The following is a 17,491-nucleotide window of genomic DNA, read 5'->3' on the forward strand; positions in this document are numbered from 1 at the left end:
CCCTTCCGCATTGCTGTTCTCGACAGGTTCCGTCGCCAACGGCCCGGTCCTAGAACCCGGCCAGGGTGCAGGCCAGGCCGTTCAGCCGCACATGCTCGCAGAACGACGTGGCCTGGGCGATGCTGGCAAACCCGTGCGTGCGCAGCCGGAAGAAGACGGCACCATTGCGTTCGGTCCGCTCGATGACCGGCGTGCGGCTGCCGAACAGGTCCGGATAATGCTGCACCAGGCGCGCCCACTCCTTCTCGGCGGCCTGCTGCGAATCCAGCGCCGCAAGCTGCACGCCATAGCGCCCGCCCGCCGCCGGAGCCGGCGCGGCGGGTGCGGCCGGCGCTGCAACGGGCGCGGCAGGCTCGGCGGCCGGCATCGGCGTGGGCGTGGACGTGGGGGCCACGGGGGCGGCAGCGGCCGGAGCGGCGGCAGGCGTCGGAGCAGGCGCCTCGGCGACCGGCGGGCTGGCGGGTGCCGGGGTCGGAACCGGAGCCGCCGCCGGGGCGGCGCCGGCGGCCGGTGCGTCCGGGGTCTGGCCATATTGCTGGGCCAGGCGGTCGGGGCGCGGCTGTTCCGGCCCCGGCGCCAGACGGGCCACCGCGCCGTCATCGCCGCTGGGCGCCTCGGCCCCCAGAACCTGCATGCCGCCCGGATCGACCGGCCGCACCCGTACCGGGCCGGGCGGCGGCCCCAGAACGGGAATGCCCGTCTGATGGTGGCCCAGCAGCGCCCAGCCGCCGATGGCGATCACCAGCAGCCCGCCCAGCCCGGCCGCGCCATAGGCCAGAAGCCGCGTCGTGGGGTCGGTGCCCAGCAATCCGTCCAGCATGCCGCCTGCCCGCCGCGCCGGGCGCGTACGCGGGGGCGGTGCATCGTCGTCGCCGTAATCCGCGCTCATGCGCTCGCGCACGCGGTTCAGGCGGTCCTCGTAGGGATCGCGGCCGGAGGGGTCGGTATCGCTCATCGCATTTCCTCAACCGGCTCGACACCCAGCACCGCCAGGCCCGAGCGGATAACGGTGGCCGTGGCCTCGACCAGCGCCAGCTTCGCCCGGGTGGCGACCAGATCGTCCTCCTGCAGGAATCGCAATGTCGCATCATCGCGGCCCCGATTCCACAGCGTATGGAAATCGCCCGCCAGCTCACCCAGGTAGAAGGCGACCCGGTGCGGCTCGTGCGCCTGGGCGGCCCCCTCCACCGTGCGCGGCCACTGGGCGATCCGCCGCAGCAGCGCCAGTTCGGCATCCGACCCGATTCCATCGAGTGTCGCCTCGCCCAGCGCCACGGGCGCGATCGCGGCCTCGCCCAGCATCTCCTGCGCCGCACGCAGGACGGAGCGGCAGCGCGCATGGGCGTACTGCACGTAGAAGACCGGATTGTCGCGGGTTTGGGCCACCACCTGGTCCAGGTCGAATTCCATCTGGGCATCGGCCTTGCGCGTCAGCATCGTGAAGCGCACGGCGTCGCGGCCCACCTCGTCGATCAGGTCGCGCAGCGTGACGAAGGTACCGGCCCGCTTGGACATGCGCACCGGCTCTCCGTCGCGCACGATCCGCACGATCTGGCACAGCAGCACGTCGAAGCCCACATTCTTGCCGCCAACGCCCAGCGCCAGCACTGCCGCCTTCATGCGGGTGACATAGCCACCATGGTCGGCGCCCCAGACATCGATCAGCAGGTCGGCGCCGCGACGCACCTTGTCGTCGTGATAGCCGATATCGTTGGCGAAATAGGTGTTCGACCCGTCCGACTTGCGCAGCGGCCGGTCCACGTCGTCGCCGAACACGGTGGAGCGGAACAGGGTCTGCGGCCGGGCCTCCCAATCGTCGGGCAGCTTGCCCTTCGGGGGCTCCAGCACGCCTTCATAGAGCAGCCCCTGCGCGTCCAGCCGGGCGATGGCCTGGTCGGTCACGCCGTCGGCCAGGATCTTGGCCTCGCTGGTGAAGACATCGTGGCGCACGCCCAGCGCGTCCAGGTCCTCGCGGATCATGGCCATCATCGCGGCCACCACGAAGGGCTTGACCGTGTCCATCCACAGTTCGGGCGCCGCTGGCTGCCCGTCGGGGCCGGCCAGCCCGGTGCCGTGCTGCTCGGCCAGGGCCTGCCCCACCGGCACCAGATAGTCGCCGCCATACTGGATGCCGCCGGGCACGATCTCCGCGAAGGCATCGCGGTCCATCGTGGTGCCGATGGCCTCCAGGTACCGCCAGTAGGCCGCCCAGGCCAGGGCGATGACCTGCGCCCCGGCATCGTTGATGTAATATTCCTTGGTGACGGCGTATCCGGCCTTGGCCAGCAGATTGGCCAGCGCATCGCCCACGACCGCGCCCCGGCAATGCCCGACATGCATCGGCCCCGTCGGGTTGGCCGAGACATATTCCACATTCACCCGCAGGCCCTGCCCCAGCGTGGCATCGCCATAGGATTCGCCGGCGCGCAGCACGTCGCCCACCACCGCGCGCAGCACCGATTCGTCCAGCGTCAGGTTCACGAATCCGGGCCCGGCGGGCTCGGCCTTCGCTATCCCCGGCACCTCGACCAGCACCGCCGCCAGTTCGGCCGCGATCTCGGCCGGGCGGCGGCGCGCCGGCTTGGCCGCCAGCAGGGCGGCGTTGGTCGCCATGTCGCCATGCGCCGGATCGCGCGTCGGCGTCAGTTCCACGCGCGCCGCAACCTCCTCCGGCAGGTCCGGGACGATCCGTCGCAGGGCATCGCGCACATGCGAGAGATAGCGGACGTACAGGCTGTCGGACATGCGATGCGGCTTCCCACTGAAACGCCGGCGCGGGCGGACCACCCGAGCGGCGCGTATGAACTGGTTACTGGTCGGGCGTTTCAGCCCGCGACGGACAGATCCGTCAACCGTCGATGTTCTTCCATCGCGAATCGATCCGTCATCCCGGCTATATAATCGGCCACGATCCGCCGCGCACCCATCGCGTCGGTAGCCCGTGCCTCCTGCCGCCAGCCATCGGGCAGCAGCGAGATATCGCCGGCCAGGATCGAGAAGATCGACTCGACCGCGATCCGCGCCTTGCGCGTCATGCGGTTGACCCGCCAGTGCCTGTACATCCGCGCATACAGAAAGGTGCGGATCGCCCCGTTATCGCGCGCCATGCCCGGGCTGTAGGCCACGACCGGCATGGCGGCGCGGCGCACATCGTCGGCCGATTGCGGGGCCAGTTCCGCCAGGTTGCGCCGCGTCTGCTCCGTCAGGTCCACCGCCAGGGTATTGATGACCCGGCGGATGGTCTCGTGGCGCATCCGGTCCTGTAGATGCGTCTCCTCGGCGGCGTCCCCCGACAGGGCGACCCCGCCCGCTCGTTCACGCACCAGCGCCAGCGCCGCACCCACCACCGGCAGGTCCGCAAGATCGGCCAGGTCCAGCAGGCCGGCGCGCATCCCGTCATCCAGGTCGTGGGCGTGATAGGCGATGTCGTCGGCCATGGCGGCAATCTGGGCCTCGACCGAGGCATAGGTGGACAGGTCCAGCCCCAGCCCGTCCGCATAGCGGGCGACATAGCCGGTCGGATGATCCACCGGGCCGTTATGCTTGATCAGCCCTTCCAGCGTCTCCCAGGTCAGGTTCAGCCCGTCGAAGTCGAAATAGCGGCGCTCCAGCTTGGTCACCTGGCGCAGGGTCTGGGTATTGTGGTCGAAACCGCCCCAATCCTTCATCGCGGCGGCCAGCGCGTCCTCGCCCGCATGGCCGAACGGGGTGTGGCCCAGATCGTGGGCCAGCGACAGGGTCTCGGTCAGGTCCTCGTCCACCGACAGGCTGCGCGCGATCGATCGCGCGATCTGCGCCACTTCCAGCGAATGGGTCAGCCGGGTGCGAAAGAAATCGCCCTGATGGTTGACGAAGACCTGGGTCTTGTATTGCAGCGTGCGGAAGCCGGCGGAATGCAGCACCCGGTCGCGGTCGCGCTGCCACGGCGACCGGCTGGGGGATTCGGGCTCGGCATACAGGCGCCCCCGTCCGGTGGCGGTCTGGACAGCGTAGGGTGCGATGCTCATATATAACCCCAATCCCGGATGGGTGGCGTACGCCCGGCGTCGGACTGCCGGACCGCCCCCTGTCGATAACCCGCCCGGCGCCGCAAGGCCAGCATGCTGGCACGGCATGCTGACCCGGGCCGCGCGACGATGGTGATCCCGATGGACATGCCGCCCCCTTCTTCCTCCGACACCGCCTTCCGCGTCTCGCCCGAGGCCGCGACCCGGCTCCAGGATATCATCGCCGCCCAACCGGGCATCGACGCCTCCACCGGGCTGCGGGTCAGCGTGCTGGCCGGCGGCTGCAACGGCTTCCAGTACAGCTTCGCCCTGGACGGCGAGGAACGGCCCGACGACATCGTTGTGCCCGCGGGCAGCGCCCGCGTACGGGTCGACCCGGCCAGCATGGATTTGCTGTCGGGCGCGGAACTGCATTTCAACGATTCGCTGATGGGCGCGCATTTCACGGTGCGCAACCCCAACGCCACCTCGTCCTGCGGGTGCGGCACCAGCTTCTCGATCGACTGAGCAGGCCGCCCTTCGCAGATGAAAATCGCAAGCTGGAACGTCAATTCCATCCGCCAGCGCCAGGTCCATGTGCTGGACTGGCTGGAGCGCGAGAAACCCGACCTGCTCGGCCTTCAGGAAATCAAGTGCGAGGAACATTCCTTCCCCGCCGAAGCTTTCCGAGAGGTCGGCTACGAATCCGTGGTGGTCGGGCAGAAGAGCTATAACGGCGTCGCCACCCTCTCGCGCGTGCCCTTCTCCGTCACCGCCCGCGTGCTGCCGCCGCTGTGCGACGAGGCCCCGCAGGCGCGCTATGTCGAAATCGAGGCCAATGGGCTGATCTTCGGCAATCTGTACCTGCCCAACGGCAATTCGGGCGGCAGCGCCGGCTACGAGGCCAAGCTGGCCTTCATGGAGGCCCTGGCCCTGCACGCACGCGCGCTGCTGGATGCCGGCCGCGATTTCGTGCTGGCCGGCGATTACAATGTCTGCCCGACCAATGAGGATTGCGCCCCCGGCGCCCTGCCCCCCACCGACGCGCTGGTGCGCCCGGAAACCCGCGCCGCCTTCCGCCGCCTGATCTGGCTGGGCCTGACCGACGCCCTGCGCGCCCTGCATCCGCACGGCCGCTACTACACGTTCTGGGACTATCAGGCCGGCGCCTGGCCGCGCGATTGCGGCCTGCGCATAGACCACGCCCTGCTGTCCCCCCGCCTGGCGGAACGCCTGCGCGACGCCCACCCCGATCGCGACGAGCGGGGCCGCAACCAGCCCTCGGACCACGTGCCGCTGGTCGTCACGCTGGACGACGCGCCCAAAGCCTGAAGCGGCTGCCCGCCGGCCGTAATGCCGGCGGGTCGCCTGTCACACGCGCCTCAGCGCCAGCCTGGCCGTACCCAGACCCAGCGCGGCCCACGCTGCATCCAGCGTCCGGGACCCCATCCGCCTCGCCGGCCGCCGCGCACATAGCGGCCCGGAACCCACGCATAGCCGCCATTGGTCCAGTCCCAGCCACCGCCGACCCAGACCCAGCCGGGGCGCGGCGGCGGCACGATTTCGGCACGCGGGGGCGGCATGGGCGGCGGCGCCCAGCCGGGCGTCACCGGACCGTAGCGATAGGCCTGCGCCTGGGCCGGGGCAGCATCGCCCACCGCCATGGCGCCGCCGGCGACAACGCCCAGCGCCAGCAGGGCACCCCTGACAATCTGCCTGTTCATGCGAACCAACTCCTGTTTGCACACGGGATCTTTGCGTCCCGTCAGGAGCAATATGGCCCTATCATCATGGCACTGGAATGGCGAAACCCGGCGGCATGAAGCGGCGAGCCATCACGAAGGCGCACGACCGCCCCGGCGCGGCGTGACCACGCCCAGCACCACGATCAGGATCAGCGTCAGGCTGCCCAGCTCGATCTGCACCCGCGTGTCCGGCGTCAGCAGCATCGTCACCATCACCAGCATGATCGCGCCGACCGTCAGCCAGGACAGATAGGGAAACAGCAGCATCGGAAAGGCCGGCTGCCGCCCCTCGCCATGCATCCGCCGGCGCAGCGCGATCTGGGCAAAGACCACCATCAGATAGTCGAACAGGATGATCGCGCCCGATGCGTTGAGCAGGAAGCCGAACACCTCGCCGGGGAAGGTCGCCGCGATCACCGTCAGCACGGCGGCCACCAGGCTGCCGATCGCAATCGCGCGGCGCGGCGCCCCGCTGGGCCCGGTGCGCACCAGCGCCGCCGGCGCATCGCCATGCGCTGCCATCTCGAACAGGATGCGCGAGGTGACATACAGCGTGGAATTCAGGCACGACGCAATCGCCACCAGCACCACCACCGTCATCGCGGTCTCGGCCCCCGGAATGCCGATCCGGTGCAGCACGTCGAGGAACGGCGAATGGCCGGCGCGGATCTCGTTCCACGGAATCAGGCACAGGATCACGCCCAGCGAGCCCATGTAGAACAGCATGACGCGGACCACGACGGTGCGGATGGCCTGGACGATATTATAGCCCGGATTATCGGTCTCCGCCGCCGCGACGGTTGCGATCTCGGCCCCCGCGAAGGTGAACAGGATCGCCGGCATCAGCGACAGCGAGGCCCCGAATCCGTGGGGCATGAACCCGCCCTGGTCCCACAGATGCGCGATGCCGCCATGCAGCGACGAGCCGATTACCCCGAACAGCGCCAGCCCCGCGATGACCGTGAAGATGCCGATCGCCGAGATCTTCATCAGCGAGAACCAGAATTCGAACTCGCCATACCCCCGGACCGACCCCATGTTGACGGCCGTCATCAGCCCGATCAGCGCCAGCGCCACCGGCAACTGGGCCACGCCCAGCATCGGCGCCACAATCAGGGCCGCCGCCTTGGCCTCAACCGACGCCACCACCACCCAGAACAGCCAGTACGACCAGCCGGTGACGAAGGCGGCCCGATGCCCCAGCCCGCGCCGCACATGCCCGACGAACGACCCGGCCTCCGGGCAGTCGATGGCCATCTCCCCCAGCATCCGCATGACCAGAAAGACGATCATCCCGGCCATCAGGTACGACAATAGCACCAGCGGCCCCGCCCCCTGGATCATGACCGACGTGTTGACGAACAGCCCGGCCCCCACCATGCCGCCGATCGCGATCATGGAAACGTGGCGGGTGCGCAACGAATGGGCCAGGCCGCCCCCGTTGGCGGGCGCCGCATCCGGCAGGCTGTCGTCGATCGGTGTGGGGTTCAGCATCGGTGGCCTTCCGGGGCTGGGGTGAAACTGTGCAGCGTGCCGTGCATGCGGAAATCTCCGAAATCCATGTCCAGATCGTCGGATACGCCGTTGGCGAAATAGCGCATCCCGATCTCGTAATCGGGGCGCATGTCGTGCGACGCGGCGGTATAGAACGCCACATGCACCCGGCCGGACGGCAGGCGGGCCAGCGCCGGAAACGGGCTGGCCGTGGGCGGCTGGTGCCACCCGAGAATCATGATGTACGTATCCTGCGGCCCATCCTCGCCGGTTCCGTCGAACAGGCTCGGCGCCAGCGAGGCCTGCCCCCGCTCGCCCGCGCTGATGATCGCCCTGGTATGGGCCATCGGGAACAGGGTTCCGGCCGGCAGGGTGATCGTGTGCGCGCGCGGCTGGGTATAGCGGATCTCGCCGCCCGTCGGGGTCATCGTCGCCTCGCCCGTCACCCGGCTGGCCGGATGTCCGTTCGTGGTCTGGACGGTCTGGAATACCAGGTCGTGCCCGTCCTTGGCCTCCAGCGTCGCGTAATCCGACACCATCTCGGTCACGCTGCCCGAGCGCGAGACCGTCTGCAGCTTCAGTTGCTGCTGGGTCGACCATGCCGAGCAGGCGTCGCTGACCGCATAGGTCATGGTCCCGCTGGCGGAAATCGTATCGCCGCCGGTCACGGCGACCAGCGTCAGGTCATACACCGCGCGATGAGGCGCCAGCGCCACCGGCGCCTCTGCCAGGGCCGGGTCGGCCGCCCCCCACAGCACGGCCACCAGGGCCGCCGCCGGCAGCCCCCAGCCCGGCCGCGCCATGGCGGCGGATCGGATGCTTCGTTTCATGCCCGCAGCAGAGCCCATCGCGCCTTTTCGCGCAATGATGCTCCGCGGTCGACGCGGCATCTCCGGCCTATTCCGCCGGCTTGGTCTCCCTGGCGGCCGACGGCTTGGGCCGCGGCAGGTCGAGCGCCAGCGACAGTTCCTTCAGCCGCTCGGGCGGCACCGGCGCCGGGGCGCCCATCATCAGGTCCTCGCCCTGCTGGTTCAGCGGGAACAGGATGACCTCGCGGATGTTCGGCTCGTCGGCCAGCAGCATGACCATGCGATCCACGCCGGGCGCCGAACCGCCATGCGGCGGTGCGCCGTAGCGGAAGGCGTTCAGCATGCCGCCGAAACGGGCCTCGACCTCGCTGGCCGGATAGCCCGCCAGTTCGAACGCGCGGATCATCACATCCGGACGATGGTTGCGGATCGCGCCCGAGGACAGTTCGATGCCGTTGCACACGATATCGTACTGATAGGCCGTGATCGTCAGCGGGTCCTGGCTGTTCAGCGCCTCCAGCCCGCCCTGCGGCATCGAGAACGGGTTGTGCGAGAAATCGATCTGCCCCGTTTCCTCGTTGCGCTCGTACATCGGGAAGTCGGTGATCCAGCAGAAGCGGAAGGCATTCTGCTCGATCAGCTCCAGCTCGGTGGCCACGCGCGTGCGCACCTGGCCCGAGAATTTCACGACCTCGTCGCCCTTGCCCGCCGCGAAGAACACGGCATCGCCCGCCTTCAGGCCGGTCGCTTCGCGGATCGCCGCCACGCGCTCGGGCTCCAGGTTCTTCGCGATCGGGCCCTTGCCGCCTTCCTCGTCGAAGATGATGTAGCCCAGGCCGCCGGCCCCGGCCTCGCGCGCCCAGGCATTCAGCTTGTCATAGAAGGCGCGCGGACGGTCGCCCGCCCCCGGCGCGGGAATCGCGCGCACTTCGCCGCCATCGGCCACGATGCGGGCAAACAGCCCGAATCCGGAATTGGCGAACGACTCGGTCACGTCGCTGATCAGCAGCGGGTTGCGCAGGTCTGGCTTGTCGCTGCCGTACAGCTTCATCGCCGTGGCATAGGGAATCCGCTCGAAGGGCGCCGCGCTGACCGTGCGCCCGCCGCCGAACTCGCGGAACACGTCTTCCATCACCGGCTCCAGGGTCGCGAACACGTCTTCCTGCGTCGCGAAGGCCATCTCGAAGTCGAGCTGGTAGAACTCGCCCGGCGAGCGGTCGGCCCGCGCCGCCTCGTCGCGGAAACAGGGCGCGATCTGGAAATACCGGTCGAACCCGGCGACCATCGCCAGCTGCTTGAACTGCTGCGGGGCCTGCGGCAGGGCATAGAACTTGCCCGGATGCATGCGCGCCGGCACCAGGAAGTCGCGCGCTCCCTCGGGGGAGGACGCCGTCAGGATCGGCGTCTGGAACTCGATGAACCCCTGGTCCGTCATGCGGCGGCGCAGGCTGGCAATCACCTGCGAGCGCAGCAGGATGTTGCGATGCACCTTGTCGCGCCGCAGGTCGATATAGCGATAGGTCAGGCGCAGGTCTTCGGGATAGTTCTCATGCCCCGCGACCTGGAAGGGCAGCACGTCGGCCGCCGACTGCACGTCTACCGTCTGCGCGCGCAACTCGATATCGCCGGTCGGCAGGTTGGGGTTGCGCGTCGCATCGTCGCGCAGCACGACCTCGCCCGTCACCGTCAGCACGCTTTCCACGCGCACGCGCTCGACCGCCTCCAGCACCGGCGAACCGGCGGGAATCACGATCTGGGTCATGCCGAAATGGTCGCGCAGGTCGATGAACAGCAGACCGCCATGATCGCGCTTGCTGTGCACCCAGCCGGAGAGGCGGGCGGTCTGCCCGGCGTCGCTGGCCCGAAGGGCGGCGCAGCTATGGGTACGGTAGGGATGCATGGTCCGGTCCTGTGTCACCAAGAAACAAGGGACGGGGCGCGACGCGCCCCGGTCGATCGAAGGCGGAGGAAGCCGGGCCGGGCCGCCCCTGTCAAGGCCTGCCTTCGCCCACCAGCCTCCGCCCCGCCGTCATGCCCCGGCGTGGTCCGGAAACAGCTCGCCCAGCCCGGCCTGCGAGGCCGCGCACAGCCCACGCTCGGTAATCAGCCCCGTCACCAGCCGCGCGGGCGTCACGTCGAAGGCCGGGTTGGCCGCCCGGCTGCCCGGCGGCGTCACCTGCACGGTCTCGATCCGGCCATCGGCGGTCTGGCCGGTCACGGTCGTCACCTCGGCGCCCGCGCGCTCCTCGATCGGGATCTCGGCCAGCCCGTCCGTCACGCGCCAGTCGATGGTGGTCGAGGGCAGAGCGACCCAGAAGGGCACGCCATTGTCATGGGCCGCCAGGGCCTTCAGATAGGTGCCGATCTTGTTGGCCACGTCGCCGCCGCGCGTCACGCGGTCGGTGCCCACGATCACCAGGTCCACCGAACCGTGCTGCATCAGGTGCCCGCCGGCATTGTCGACCACCACGGTATGCGGCACGCCATGGCTGCCCAGCTCCCATGCCGTCAGCGCCGCGCCCTGGTTGCGCGGCCGGGTCTCGTCCACCCACACGTGCACCTTCAGCCCGCTGTCATGGGCCATGTAGATCGGGGCCAGCGCGGTGCCCCAGTCGACGGTCGCGATCCATCCGGCATTGCAGTGGGTCAGGATATTGACCGTCGCCCCCTCGCCCCGCCGCGCCGCGATATCCTGGATCAGCGTCAACCCATGGCGGCCGATCGCCTCGTTCTGCGCCGCGTCCTCGTCGCAGATCCGTCCGGCCTCGTCATAGGCGGCGGCTACGCGCGCTTCGGCCGGCAGCGGGCGCAGGCGCGCCAGCATGCGGTCGATCGCCCAGCGCAGGTTGATCGCGGTCGGGCGCGTCTCCGCCAGCAGGGCGGCATCACGCTCCATCGCCGCGTCCGAGGCATCGACGCGCAGGGCCAGCGCCAGCCCATAGGCCGCCACCGCGCCGATCAGCGGCGCGCCGCGCACCTGCATGCTGCGGATCGCCTGCGCCACCTGGTCGCGCTCGGTCAGGCGCAGGATATCCAGCGCCCACGGCAGGCGGGTCTGGTCGAAGATATGGACCGACCAGCCATCATCCTGGTCCACCCATACGCTGCGATAAGGGACGTTACCGATTTTCATGCCGCACGGTTCCAATGGCTGGGAAAAAGGCCGCGCAGGGAAGCACCCAAACGGCGCGGCATCAAGCCCGCAACCGTCAGGCTGCGGGCTTCGGGCGGCAGTGTATCAGGTTCACGCGCCCGATGGGCGTGAACCTGTCATGGCAGGCTTCAGGCCGCCCCACCCTGGACATGGGTCAGGGTCGCGGTCAGCCGGCTGGCGAACGCGGTCGGGTCCTTCAGGCTCTCGCCTTCCTGGATCCGGGCGATGTCCAGCAGGATCAGCGCGGTGTCGGTCACCGATTCACCCCGCGCCACCCGTGCCGCCAGGTCGCGGATCAGCGGGTGCGCCGGATTGACCTCCAGCACCGGCGCCTGGTCCGGCACGGCCTGGCCGCTGCGGCGCAGCAGGCGCTGCAACTGCAGGTCGGGCCCATGGCCGGCCGCCGCCAGCACCACCGCGCTGCTCACCAGCCGCGTGCTGCCCCGCACCTCGGACACCGCATCGCCCAGCGCGTCCTTCAGCGCCGGCAGCAGCGTGTCCAGCTCCGCCTTCTCGCCTTCCGACAGCGGGGCCTCGAACTTCTCCAGGTCGGCATGGCTCTGGCTGACGCTGCGCAGGGGCTTGCCCTCGAACGTGCCCAGCCGCTCGGGCCAGAAGGAATCGACCGGATCCGTCAGCAGCAGCACCTCGATCCCGCGTGCCTTGAAGCCCTCCAGCTGCGGCGAGGCCGGCAGCGTGTCGGGATTGTCGCCCGTCAGGTAATAGATCGCCTCCTGCCCGTCCTTCATCCGCGCCACATAGTCGGCCAGCGTCGTCCAGCCCTCTTCGGTGCTGGAGCGGAACCGGGCCAGACCCGCCAGGTCGGTGCGGTATTCCGCGTCGTCCCAGATCCCTTCCTTCACCACCGGGCCGAAATTCTCCCAGAATCCGGCATAGGATTCGGCATCCTTGGCGCGGGTACGCAGCTCGTTCAGCACGCGGTTGGTCACGGCCTTGCGGATGCGCGCCAGCACCGGCGTCGCCTGCAACATCTCGCGCGAGACGTTCAGCGGCAAATCCTCGGTATCGACCACGCCCTGCACGAAGCGCAGCCAGGGCGGCAGCAGGGCTGCGTCGTCGGTGATGAACATGCGGCGGACATGCAGCCGCACCCGGCTTTCGCGCACCTGCTCGCCGAACTCGAACGGCCGGCTGCCGGGGATGAACAGCAGGGCCGTAAAGTCGATCGTGCCTTCGGCATGCCAATGCAGCGTCGCCCAGGGCGTATCGAAATTATGGCTGACATGGCGGTAGAATTCGGTCAGCTGCTCTTCCGTCACCTCGCTGCGCGGCTTGCGCCACAGGGCGGTGCCCGCATTGGCCGCCTTGTCCTCGCCGTCGCTGTGGATCGTGATCGGCCAGGCAATATGGTCGGCCCATTTCCGCACGATCGCTTCCAGCCGCCAGGCGTCCAGGAACTCGTCGGCATCCTCCTTCATGTACAGGATGATGTCGGTGCCCGGCTGCTCGCGCGTGGCGGGACTGAGGGTGAAGCTGCCCTTGCCGTCCGACGACCAGCGCCAGGCCTCGTCGGTCCCGGCGCGGCGCGACACCACGTCGACATGGTCCGCCACCATGAAGGCGGCATAGAAGCCGACGCCGAACTGCCCGATCAGGCCGGAGCGCTCCTCGGGCTTGTGCTTGGCCAGTTCCTCGCCGAACGCGCGGGTGCCGGAGCGCGCGATGGTGCCCAGGTTGCGCGCCAGCTCTTCCTTGCTCATGCCCGCGCCATCATCGCTGATGGTCAGGCGCCGCGCGTCCTTGTCGGGCTCGATGCGCACCTTCGCGCCCTCGGGCAGCGCCTGGGCGGCATCGGTCAGCGCCTCGAAGCGCCGGCGGTCGGTGGCGTCGGCGGCGTTGGCCACCAGTTCGCGCAGGAAAATCTCGCGCTCGGAATACAGCGCATGCACCACCAAATCGAGCAGGCGCCCGACCTCCGCGCTGAAAGCATGTTCCTCGCCACCCGTGGCAGCGGGGCGGCCCGCATCGGGGCCGGCAGGCTGATCGACCATGTCGGAAATCTCTCTCTCAGATAAACTCATCCAGACCCAGCATATGGGTCACGAACATCATGATTTCAACGGCCTGCGCCGCCCCGATCGTCCGTTACTCGAAATCGGCCGGCAGGTCCGGCTGGCGGTAATGGTCGAACATGCGCCCGATCTGCGCCGGCAGCACCCGGCCCAGCGACAGATCGGCCGGGATCTCGTCGGGGCCGAACCAGCCGATCTCCGAAGTCTCGATGCTGGTGGCGGCCTCCCCGCCCGCCAGGTCGCACAGGAAGAACAGCTTGGCGCAGGAGAACGCCTTGTGGTCGTGGCCCTGCCGGGTACGGTCCCACACCGCCGCCAGCCGGCGCACCGTGGCGATATAGCCGCTCTCCTCCAGCACTTCCTTCACCGCGTTCTCGGCCGGGGTCAGGTTCACATCCGCCCAGCCGCCCGGCAGGGTCCAGCGCCCCCCGTCCAGCACCTCGCGCACCATCAGGATCCGCCCCGCCGCGTCGAACACGGCGGCGCGCACATCGATCTTGGGCGTGGCATAGCCTTCCTGGCCGGCGAACAGGGTCTCGATCCGCGCCACGGCCTCGCCTGTGCCCGCCGCCATCATGCGGGCCGCGATCGTACGCAGCATCTCGTACCGCTCGCGATCGAACGGGTCGCGGGTAAAGGTCAGGCCGGTCTGGGCAATGGCCTGGATCTCGCGCGCCCAGACCAGCCAGTCGGGCTCGCCGCTCATGCCCCTGCTCCGTCCGGCGTCCAGCCCGGCGGGGCCAGCTCGAAACCCGCGAACTGAAACGCCGGGGCCACGATGCAGCCCACCACGCTCCATGCCCCCAGCGATTCGGCCGCCTGCCAGCCCATCACCGGCACCACCGCCTGCTGAATCTGCCCTTCGCCGGGGCACGGCCCCAGAATCACGGCCTCCTCCACCCCGTCTCGCGCGATGCGCAGCCGCAGCGGCGCGCCGCCCTGCCAGCACCAGATTTCGGCGGCATCGACCCGGTGCCAGTGCGACCGCTCGCCCCGCGCGAGCAGGAACTGGATGGTCGTCGCCACGCCGCGCCCGCCATCCGGCGGCGTGTCGCGCCACAATTCGCGATACCACCCGCCCTCGGGGTGCGGCGACAGGGCCAGTGCCTCACGCACCGTCTCCGCCGGCAGGTCGGGATTCCGCAGATCGATTTCAGGTCGGGTCATGGCATCTCTCATCTTGCGACAGGCGGCGGAAAATCCAGCATGGCGCCGGTATAGGTCTCCACCACCTCGCTGAACGGCAATCCGTCCGGCCGATACAGCAACGCGCGATGACGCAGGATCTCGGCGGGGATGGCGATCGTGCCTGCGCCGGCCGGCGGCAGGCCCCGATGCTCCCACCCCTCGGGCAGCGGCGCGAACAGGCGCGTACTGTCCAGGGTTCGCCGGGTAAAATGCAGGTCCGCCACCACATGGCCGAACGCGGTGTCGGTCCGCGACAACTGGTCGTTCATCGCCGGGGTCAGGCGCGCGGGCACATACCAGTTATCCGCCACCGACAGCACGCGCCCCCCGCAGGCCAGTTCCACCCGGCGATAGGCGACCGGCTCATCGGCGCTCACCGCCAAATCCCGCCGCTGCCCTTCACTCGGCACCCGCGCAATGCCCGGCAGGCGGCGCGCCACCACATGGGCCACCGGCGCCAGGCCGTGGTCGCGGCACCAGCCCTCCAGCGTCAGGGTCGCGCTGGGGTGGGACAGCAGGCGGGCATCCAGCGTCGCGATCAGGGCTTCCAGTTCCAGCCGTGCCTGCGGCGTGTCGGGCCACATGTTCTCCCCTTCCGTCGCGGCGGCAGGCGTGGCGAAGGACAGGCCCGCGACCAGCAGGGCCGCCCACGCCGTCTTCACTTGCCGCCCCCGATGCCACTGGCCAGGACCAGATAGAAAACGAACACCCCGTCCAGCACCAGCAGGATCGGCGTGATCTCGCTCCAGCGGCGCGCCGCCAGCGCCAGGCCGGTATAGAGCAGCAGCCCCAGGGCGAGGCTGACCATGAAATTGCCGGTCATGACCGTGACCAGCACCATCAGCAGCGGCGCCAGCACGCCCGCCACATCGTCCTGCTCCACCCGCGTCATGTCGGCCAGCATGCCCAGCCCGACCAGGATCAGCACCGGCGCGGTGGCCACGGCCGGGACGGCGGTAATGACCGGCCACAGGACGGACGACAGCGCGAACAGCACGGCCACCGTAACCCCGACCAGCCCCGTCCGCCCCCCGGCCTCGGCACCCACCAGCGATTCGAGATAGGCCGACACGGTGGAGGTGCCGAGGATCGACCCCACCACGCTGGCGCTGCCATCGGCGACGAAGGCCGCCCGGCCCAGCACCGGCTGCCCGTCCTCGACCGAGAGCCCGGCCTTGCGCGTCACCGCCATCATCGTGCCCGTCGCATCGAAGAAATCGCCGAGGAAGAAATACAGCGCCACCGGCAGCACGAGGCCGAAATGGGTGAGGAACCCGTGGAAGTCGAAGGGAAACAGCATGTGGACCGGATAATGCGGCCATTCCAGCCACGCGGACGGCCGCGACGTGACCGGATGGCCATCGGCGCCATGGACGAAGCACCCGGCCAGCGTGACCGCGACGATGCTCACCAGCATGCCGGCCGGCACACGCAGCATCCGCAGCGCCCCGGCCAGGAACAGGCCGCCAATCGCCAGCAGCACCGCCGGATCACGCAGCGACCCGAAGGCGAAGCCCTCGGCCCCCTTCACCGCCAGTCCGCCGCTGACCATGCCGATATGCGCGATAAAAGCCCCGATCGCGCAATGGATGCCGGTGCGCACCGATGCCGGAAAGCCCATCACGATCTTCTGCCGCCAATGCGTCAGCGACAGCGCGACGAAGCACAGCCCCCCGATCAGGACCATGGTGAAGGCGACGGGCGGCGCAATCCCCATCTGCACCACCACGACCTGCGCGAAGATCAGGTTGCTGCTCATGGCCGGGGCCAGGGCGATGGGCAGGTTGGCCAGCAGCGCCATCAGCAGCGATCCGAAGACCGAGGCTGCGATGGTCGTCATGATCATGTCGTGCCGGTCCAGCCCCGCCAGGGCCAGGATCGCCGGGTTGACGATCATGATATAGGCCATGGCCCCGAAGGTGGTCAGCCCGGCGATCAATTCCCGCGAAAGGGTCGAGCCTCGGCGCGTCACATGGAAAAAACGGTCGATCCAGCCGGTTGCCCCGGCGCCGTCATGCCTCACTGCCAGTCTCTTCCCTCAACAAGGTCGGGGGAATGTCCTACCGCTTCCGATATGATGCAAGAGACCTTCAGCCGAACCTTTCGGCGAAGGCCGCAGCCGCCCCCAGCAGTCCCGGCTGCGGATGCGTGATCAGCTTCACCGGCATCCGCGCCATCATCGATTCGAATCGCCCCTTGGCCACGAATCGCTCGGCGAACCCCGATCGCGGCAGATGGTCCGCCAGCCGCTGCCCCACCCCGCCGGCGATCACCACGCCATTGGCCCCCTGCGCCAGGGCCAGGTCGCCCGCAACGCCGCCCAGCGCCAGGCAGAACCGCTCCACCGCCGCCGAGGCCATCGGGTCGCGCCCCTCCAGCCCCAGGGTCCATAATTCCTTGTCGTCGTGGATGCGGGCCGGCTGGCCCTCCAGCTCGGCGATGGTCTCGTACAGATTGACCAGCCCAGGGCCCGAGACGATCCGTTCGGCCGAAACCCGGCGGTAACGCTGTCGCAGCCGCTGGAGAATCCGGTCGTCGACACTGTCCAGCGGCGCGAAATCGACATGCCCGCCCTCGGTCTCGCACACCAGGCAGCGCCCGTCGCGCCGCACGACATAGGCCGACCCCAGCCCGGTACCGGGGCCGACGATGGTGGTCACGCCATTGGCCGGCAGGTCGCGGTCGGGGCCGCACAGATGGCGCAGATGGGTGGCATCGACCTGGGCCACCGCATACCCGACGGCGCCGAAATCGTTGACCAGCACATGCTCGTCCACCCCCAGCTGCGCCCCGATCTGGGCCGGCCGGATGATCCAGGGGTTGTTCGTCAGCTTCAGGATATCGCCCTGGATCGGACAGGCGACGGCAATGCCGGCGGCACGCGGCAGCGTGCGCCCGATCTGCCGGCCAAAGGCCTCCCACGCCAGCAGCAGGCTGGCATGTTCGGCGCATTTCAGGGTCAGGGCATCCCCCAGCGCGGCCACCCGCCCCGCCTCCACCGTAGCAATCGCGAAGCGGGCATGGGTTCCGCCGATATCCACGGCGACGATCTCTTTCATGTCCAGTCCAGGCTCCCTGCGGT

16 protein-coding genes are annotated in these 17,491 nt (G+C 69.3%); 2 read left to right on the forward strand and 14 right to left on the reverse strand.

Translation table 11 applies throughout. From position 1 onward, the window contains the following. Positions 1-49: 49 nt before the first annotated feature. The 3 genes from HLH27_RS05010 to HLH27_RS05020 all read right to left on the reverse strand — a co-directional run bounded on the left by HLH27_RS05010 (position 50) and on the right by HLH27_RS05020 (position 4,007). Entirely contained in the window at positions 50-955 is a 906-nt protein-coding gene (locus tag HLH27_RS05010) for an SPOR domain-containing protein (protein ID WP_182948367.1), read from the reverse strand. After that, positions 952-2,745 (reverse strand): arginine--tRNA ligase, encoded by a 1,794-nt coding sequence (gene argS, locus HLH27_RS05015; RefSeq protein WP_182948368.1) that lies wholly within the window; start codon positions 2,743-2,745, stop codon positions 952-954. The genes HLH27_RS05010 and argS overlap by 4 nt, the downstream gene beginning before the upstream one ends. A gap of 80 nt (positions 2,746-2,825) precedes the next feature. Further along, on the reverse strand, positions 2,826-4,007 hold the full coding sequence (locus tag HLH27_RS05020) for a deoxyguanosinetriphosphate triphosphohydrolase (protein ID WP_182948369.1): 1,182 nt from the start codon (positions 4,005-4,007) through the stop codon (positions 2,826-2,828). 141 nt (positions 4,008-4,148) lie between these two features. On the opposite strand from HLH27_RS05020, the gene HLH27_RS05025 reads away from it, so the two are divergent. Then, the gene (locus HLH27_RS05025) at positions 4,149-4,514 is read left to right on the forward strand and encodes a HesB/IscA family protein (RefSeq protein ID WP_182948763.1); all 366 of its coding nucleotides are present in this window, start codon (positions 4,149-4,151) and stop codon (positions 4,512-4,514) included. Positions 4,515-4,532: 18 nt separating this feature from the next. Then, positions 4,533-5,318, forward strand: coding sequence for an exodeoxyribonuclease III (xth, locus tag HLH27_RS05030; protein ID WP_182948370.1), 786 nt, complete (start codon positions 4,533-4,535; stop codon positions 5,316-5,318). Between the two features lie 50 nt (positions 5,319-5,368). Here xth and HLH27_RS05035 read toward each other — a convergent pair whose 3' ends face one another. From HLH27_RS05035 to glk, 11 genes are all read right to left on the reverse strand, one after another. Then, complete coding sequence (locus tag HLH27_RS05035) at positions 5,369-5,710, reverse strand: YXWGXW repeat-containing protein (protein WP_182948371.1); 342 nt, start codon at positions 5,708-5,710, stop codon at positions 5,369-5,371. A 111-nt stretch (positions 5,711-5,821) separates the two neighbouring features. Next, positions 5,822-7,225, reverse strand: a complete 1,404-nt coding sequence (locus tag HLH27_RS05040) for an amino acid permease (RefSeq protein ID WP_246375492.1) — start codon at positions 7,223-7,225, stop codon at positions 5,822-5,824. Further along, positions 7,219-8,055, reverse strand: coding sequence for a cell envelope integrity EipB family protein (locus tag HLH27_RS05045; RefSeq protein ID WP_182948372.1), 837 nt, complete (start codon positions 8,053-8,055; stop codon positions 7,219-7,221). The genes HLH27_RS05040 and HLH27_RS05045 overlap by 7 nt, the downstream gene beginning before the upstream one ends. Positions 8,056-8,122: 67 nt before the next feature. After that, positions 8,123-9,934, reverse strand: a complete 1,812-nt coding sequence (gene aspS / locus HLH27_RS05050) for an aspartate--tRNA ligase (protein ID WP_182948373.1) — start codon at positions 9,932-9,934, stop codon at positions 8,123-8,125. A 129-nt stretch (positions 9,935-10,063) separates the two neighbouring features. Then, a complete protein-coding gene (mtnA, locus tag HLH27_RS05055; RefSeq protein WP_182948375.1) occupies positions 10,064-11,167 on the reverse strand; it encodes an S-methyl-5-thioribose-1-phosphate isomerase in 1,104 nt (367 codons plus the stop codon). A gap of 149 nt (positions 11,168-11,316) precedes the next feature. Beyond that, positions 11,317-13,200, reverse strand: a complete 1,884-nt coding sequence (gene htpG, locus HLH27_RS05060; RefSeq protein ID WP_182948377.1) for a molecular chaperone HtpG — start codon at positions 13,198-13,200, stop codon at positions 11,317-11,319. Positions 13,201-13,294: 94 nt separating this feature from the next. Then, entirely contained in the window at positions 13,295-13,927 is a 633-nt protein-coding gene (locus HLH27_RS05065) for an NUDIX hydrolase (RefSeq protein WP_182948378.1), read from the reverse strand. Beyond that, the gene (locus tag HLH27_RS05070) at positions 13,924-14,388 is read right to left on the reverse strand and encodes a cupin domain-containing protein (RefSeq protein ID WP_182948380.1); all 465 of its coding nucleotides are present in this window, start codon (positions 14,386-14,388) and stop codon (positions 13,924-13,926) included. Before HLH27_RS05070 ends, HLH27_RS05065 begins: the two co-directional genes overlap by 4 nt. An 8-nt stretch (positions 14,389-14,396) precedes the next feature. Beyond that, complete coding sequence (locus tag HLH27_RS05075) at positions 14,397-15,071, reverse strand: hypothetical protein (RefSeq protein ID WP_182948382.1); 675 nt, start codon at positions 15,069-15,071, stop codon at positions 14,397-14,399. Then, on the reverse strand, positions 15,068-16,432 hold the full coding sequence (locus HLH27_RS05080; RefSeq protein WP_182948384.1) for a solute carrier family 23 protein: 1,365 nt from the start codon (positions 16,430-16,432) through the stop codon (positions 15,068-15,070). The genes HLH27_RS05075 and HLH27_RS05080 overlap by 4 nt, the downstream gene beginning before the upstream one ends. Positions 16,433-16,499: 67 nt before the next feature. Next, the gene (gene glk, locus HLH27_RS05085; protein WP_182948386.1) at positions 16,500-17,468 is read right to left on the reverse strand and encodes a glucokinase; all 969 of its coding nucleotides are present in this window, start codon (positions 17,466-17,468) and stop codon (positions 16,500-16,502) included. Between the last annotated feature and the right edge of the window lie 23 nt (positions 17,469-17,491).

This window comes from Gluconacetobacter takamatsuzukensis, assembly GCF_014174275.1.
GTDB lineage: Bacteria > Pseudomonadota > Alphaproteobacteria > Acetobacterales > Acetobacteraceae > Gluconacetobacter > Gluconacetobacter takamatsuzukensis.

Bases quoted from the DNA above. Each gene is read 5' to 3' on its own strand.
- HLH27_RS05010 (WP_182948367.1), bottom strand. From the start codon at position 955: ATGAGCGATACCGACCCCTCCGGCCGCGATCCCTACGAGGACCGCCTG.
- argS (WP_182948368.1), bottom strand. From the start codon at position 2,745: ATGTCCGACAGCCTGTACGTCCGCTATCTCTCGCATGTGCGCGATGCC.
- HLH27_RS05020 (WP_182948369.1), bottom strand. From the start codon at position 4,007: ATGAGCATCGCACCCTACGCTGTCCAGACCGCCACCGGACGGGGGCGC.
- HLH27_RS05025 (WP_182948763.1), top strand. From the start codon at position 4,149: ATGGACATGCCGCCCCCTTCTTCCTCCGACACCGCCTTCCGCGTCTCG.
- xth (WP_182948370.1), top strand. From the start codon at position 4,533: ATGAAAATCGCAAGCTGGAACGTCAATTCCATCCGCCAGCGCCAGGTC.
- HLH27_RS05035 (WP_182948371.1), bottom strand. From the start codon at position 5,710: ATGAACAGGCAGATTGTCAGGGGTGCCCTGCTGGCGCTGGGCGTTGTC.
- HLH27_RS05040 (WP_246375492.1), bottom strand. From the start codon at position 7,225: ATGCTGAACCCCACACCGATCGACGACAGCCTGCCGGATGCGGCGCCC.
- HLH27_RS05045 (WP_182948372.1), bottom strand. From the start codon at position 8,055: ATGAAACGAAGCATCCGATCCGCCGCCATGGCGCGGCCGGGCTGGGGG.
- aspS (WP_182948373.1), bottom strand. From the start codon at position 9,934: ATGCATCCCTACCGTACCCATAGCTGCGCCGCCCTTCGGGCCAGCGAC.
- mtnA (WP_182948375.1), bottom strand. From the start codon at position 11,167: ATGAAAATCGGTAACGTCCCTTATCGCAGCGTATGGGTGGACCAGGAT.
- htpG (WP_182948377.1), bottom strand. From the start codon at position 13,200: ATGGTCGATCAGCCTGCCGGCCCCGATGCGGGCCGCCCCGCTGCCACG.
- HLH27_RS05065 (WP_182948378.1), bottom strand. From the start codon at position 13,927: ATGAGCGGCGAGCCCGACTGGCTGGTCTGGGCGCGCGAGATCCAGGCC.
- HLH27_RS05070 (WP_182948380.1), bottom strand. From the start codon at position 14,388: ATGACCCGACCTGAAATCGATCTGCGGAATCCCGACCTGCCGGCGGAG.
- glk (WP_182948386.1), bottom strand. From the start codon at position 17,468: ATGAAAGAGATCGTCGCCGTGGATATCGGCGGAACCCATGCCCGCTTC.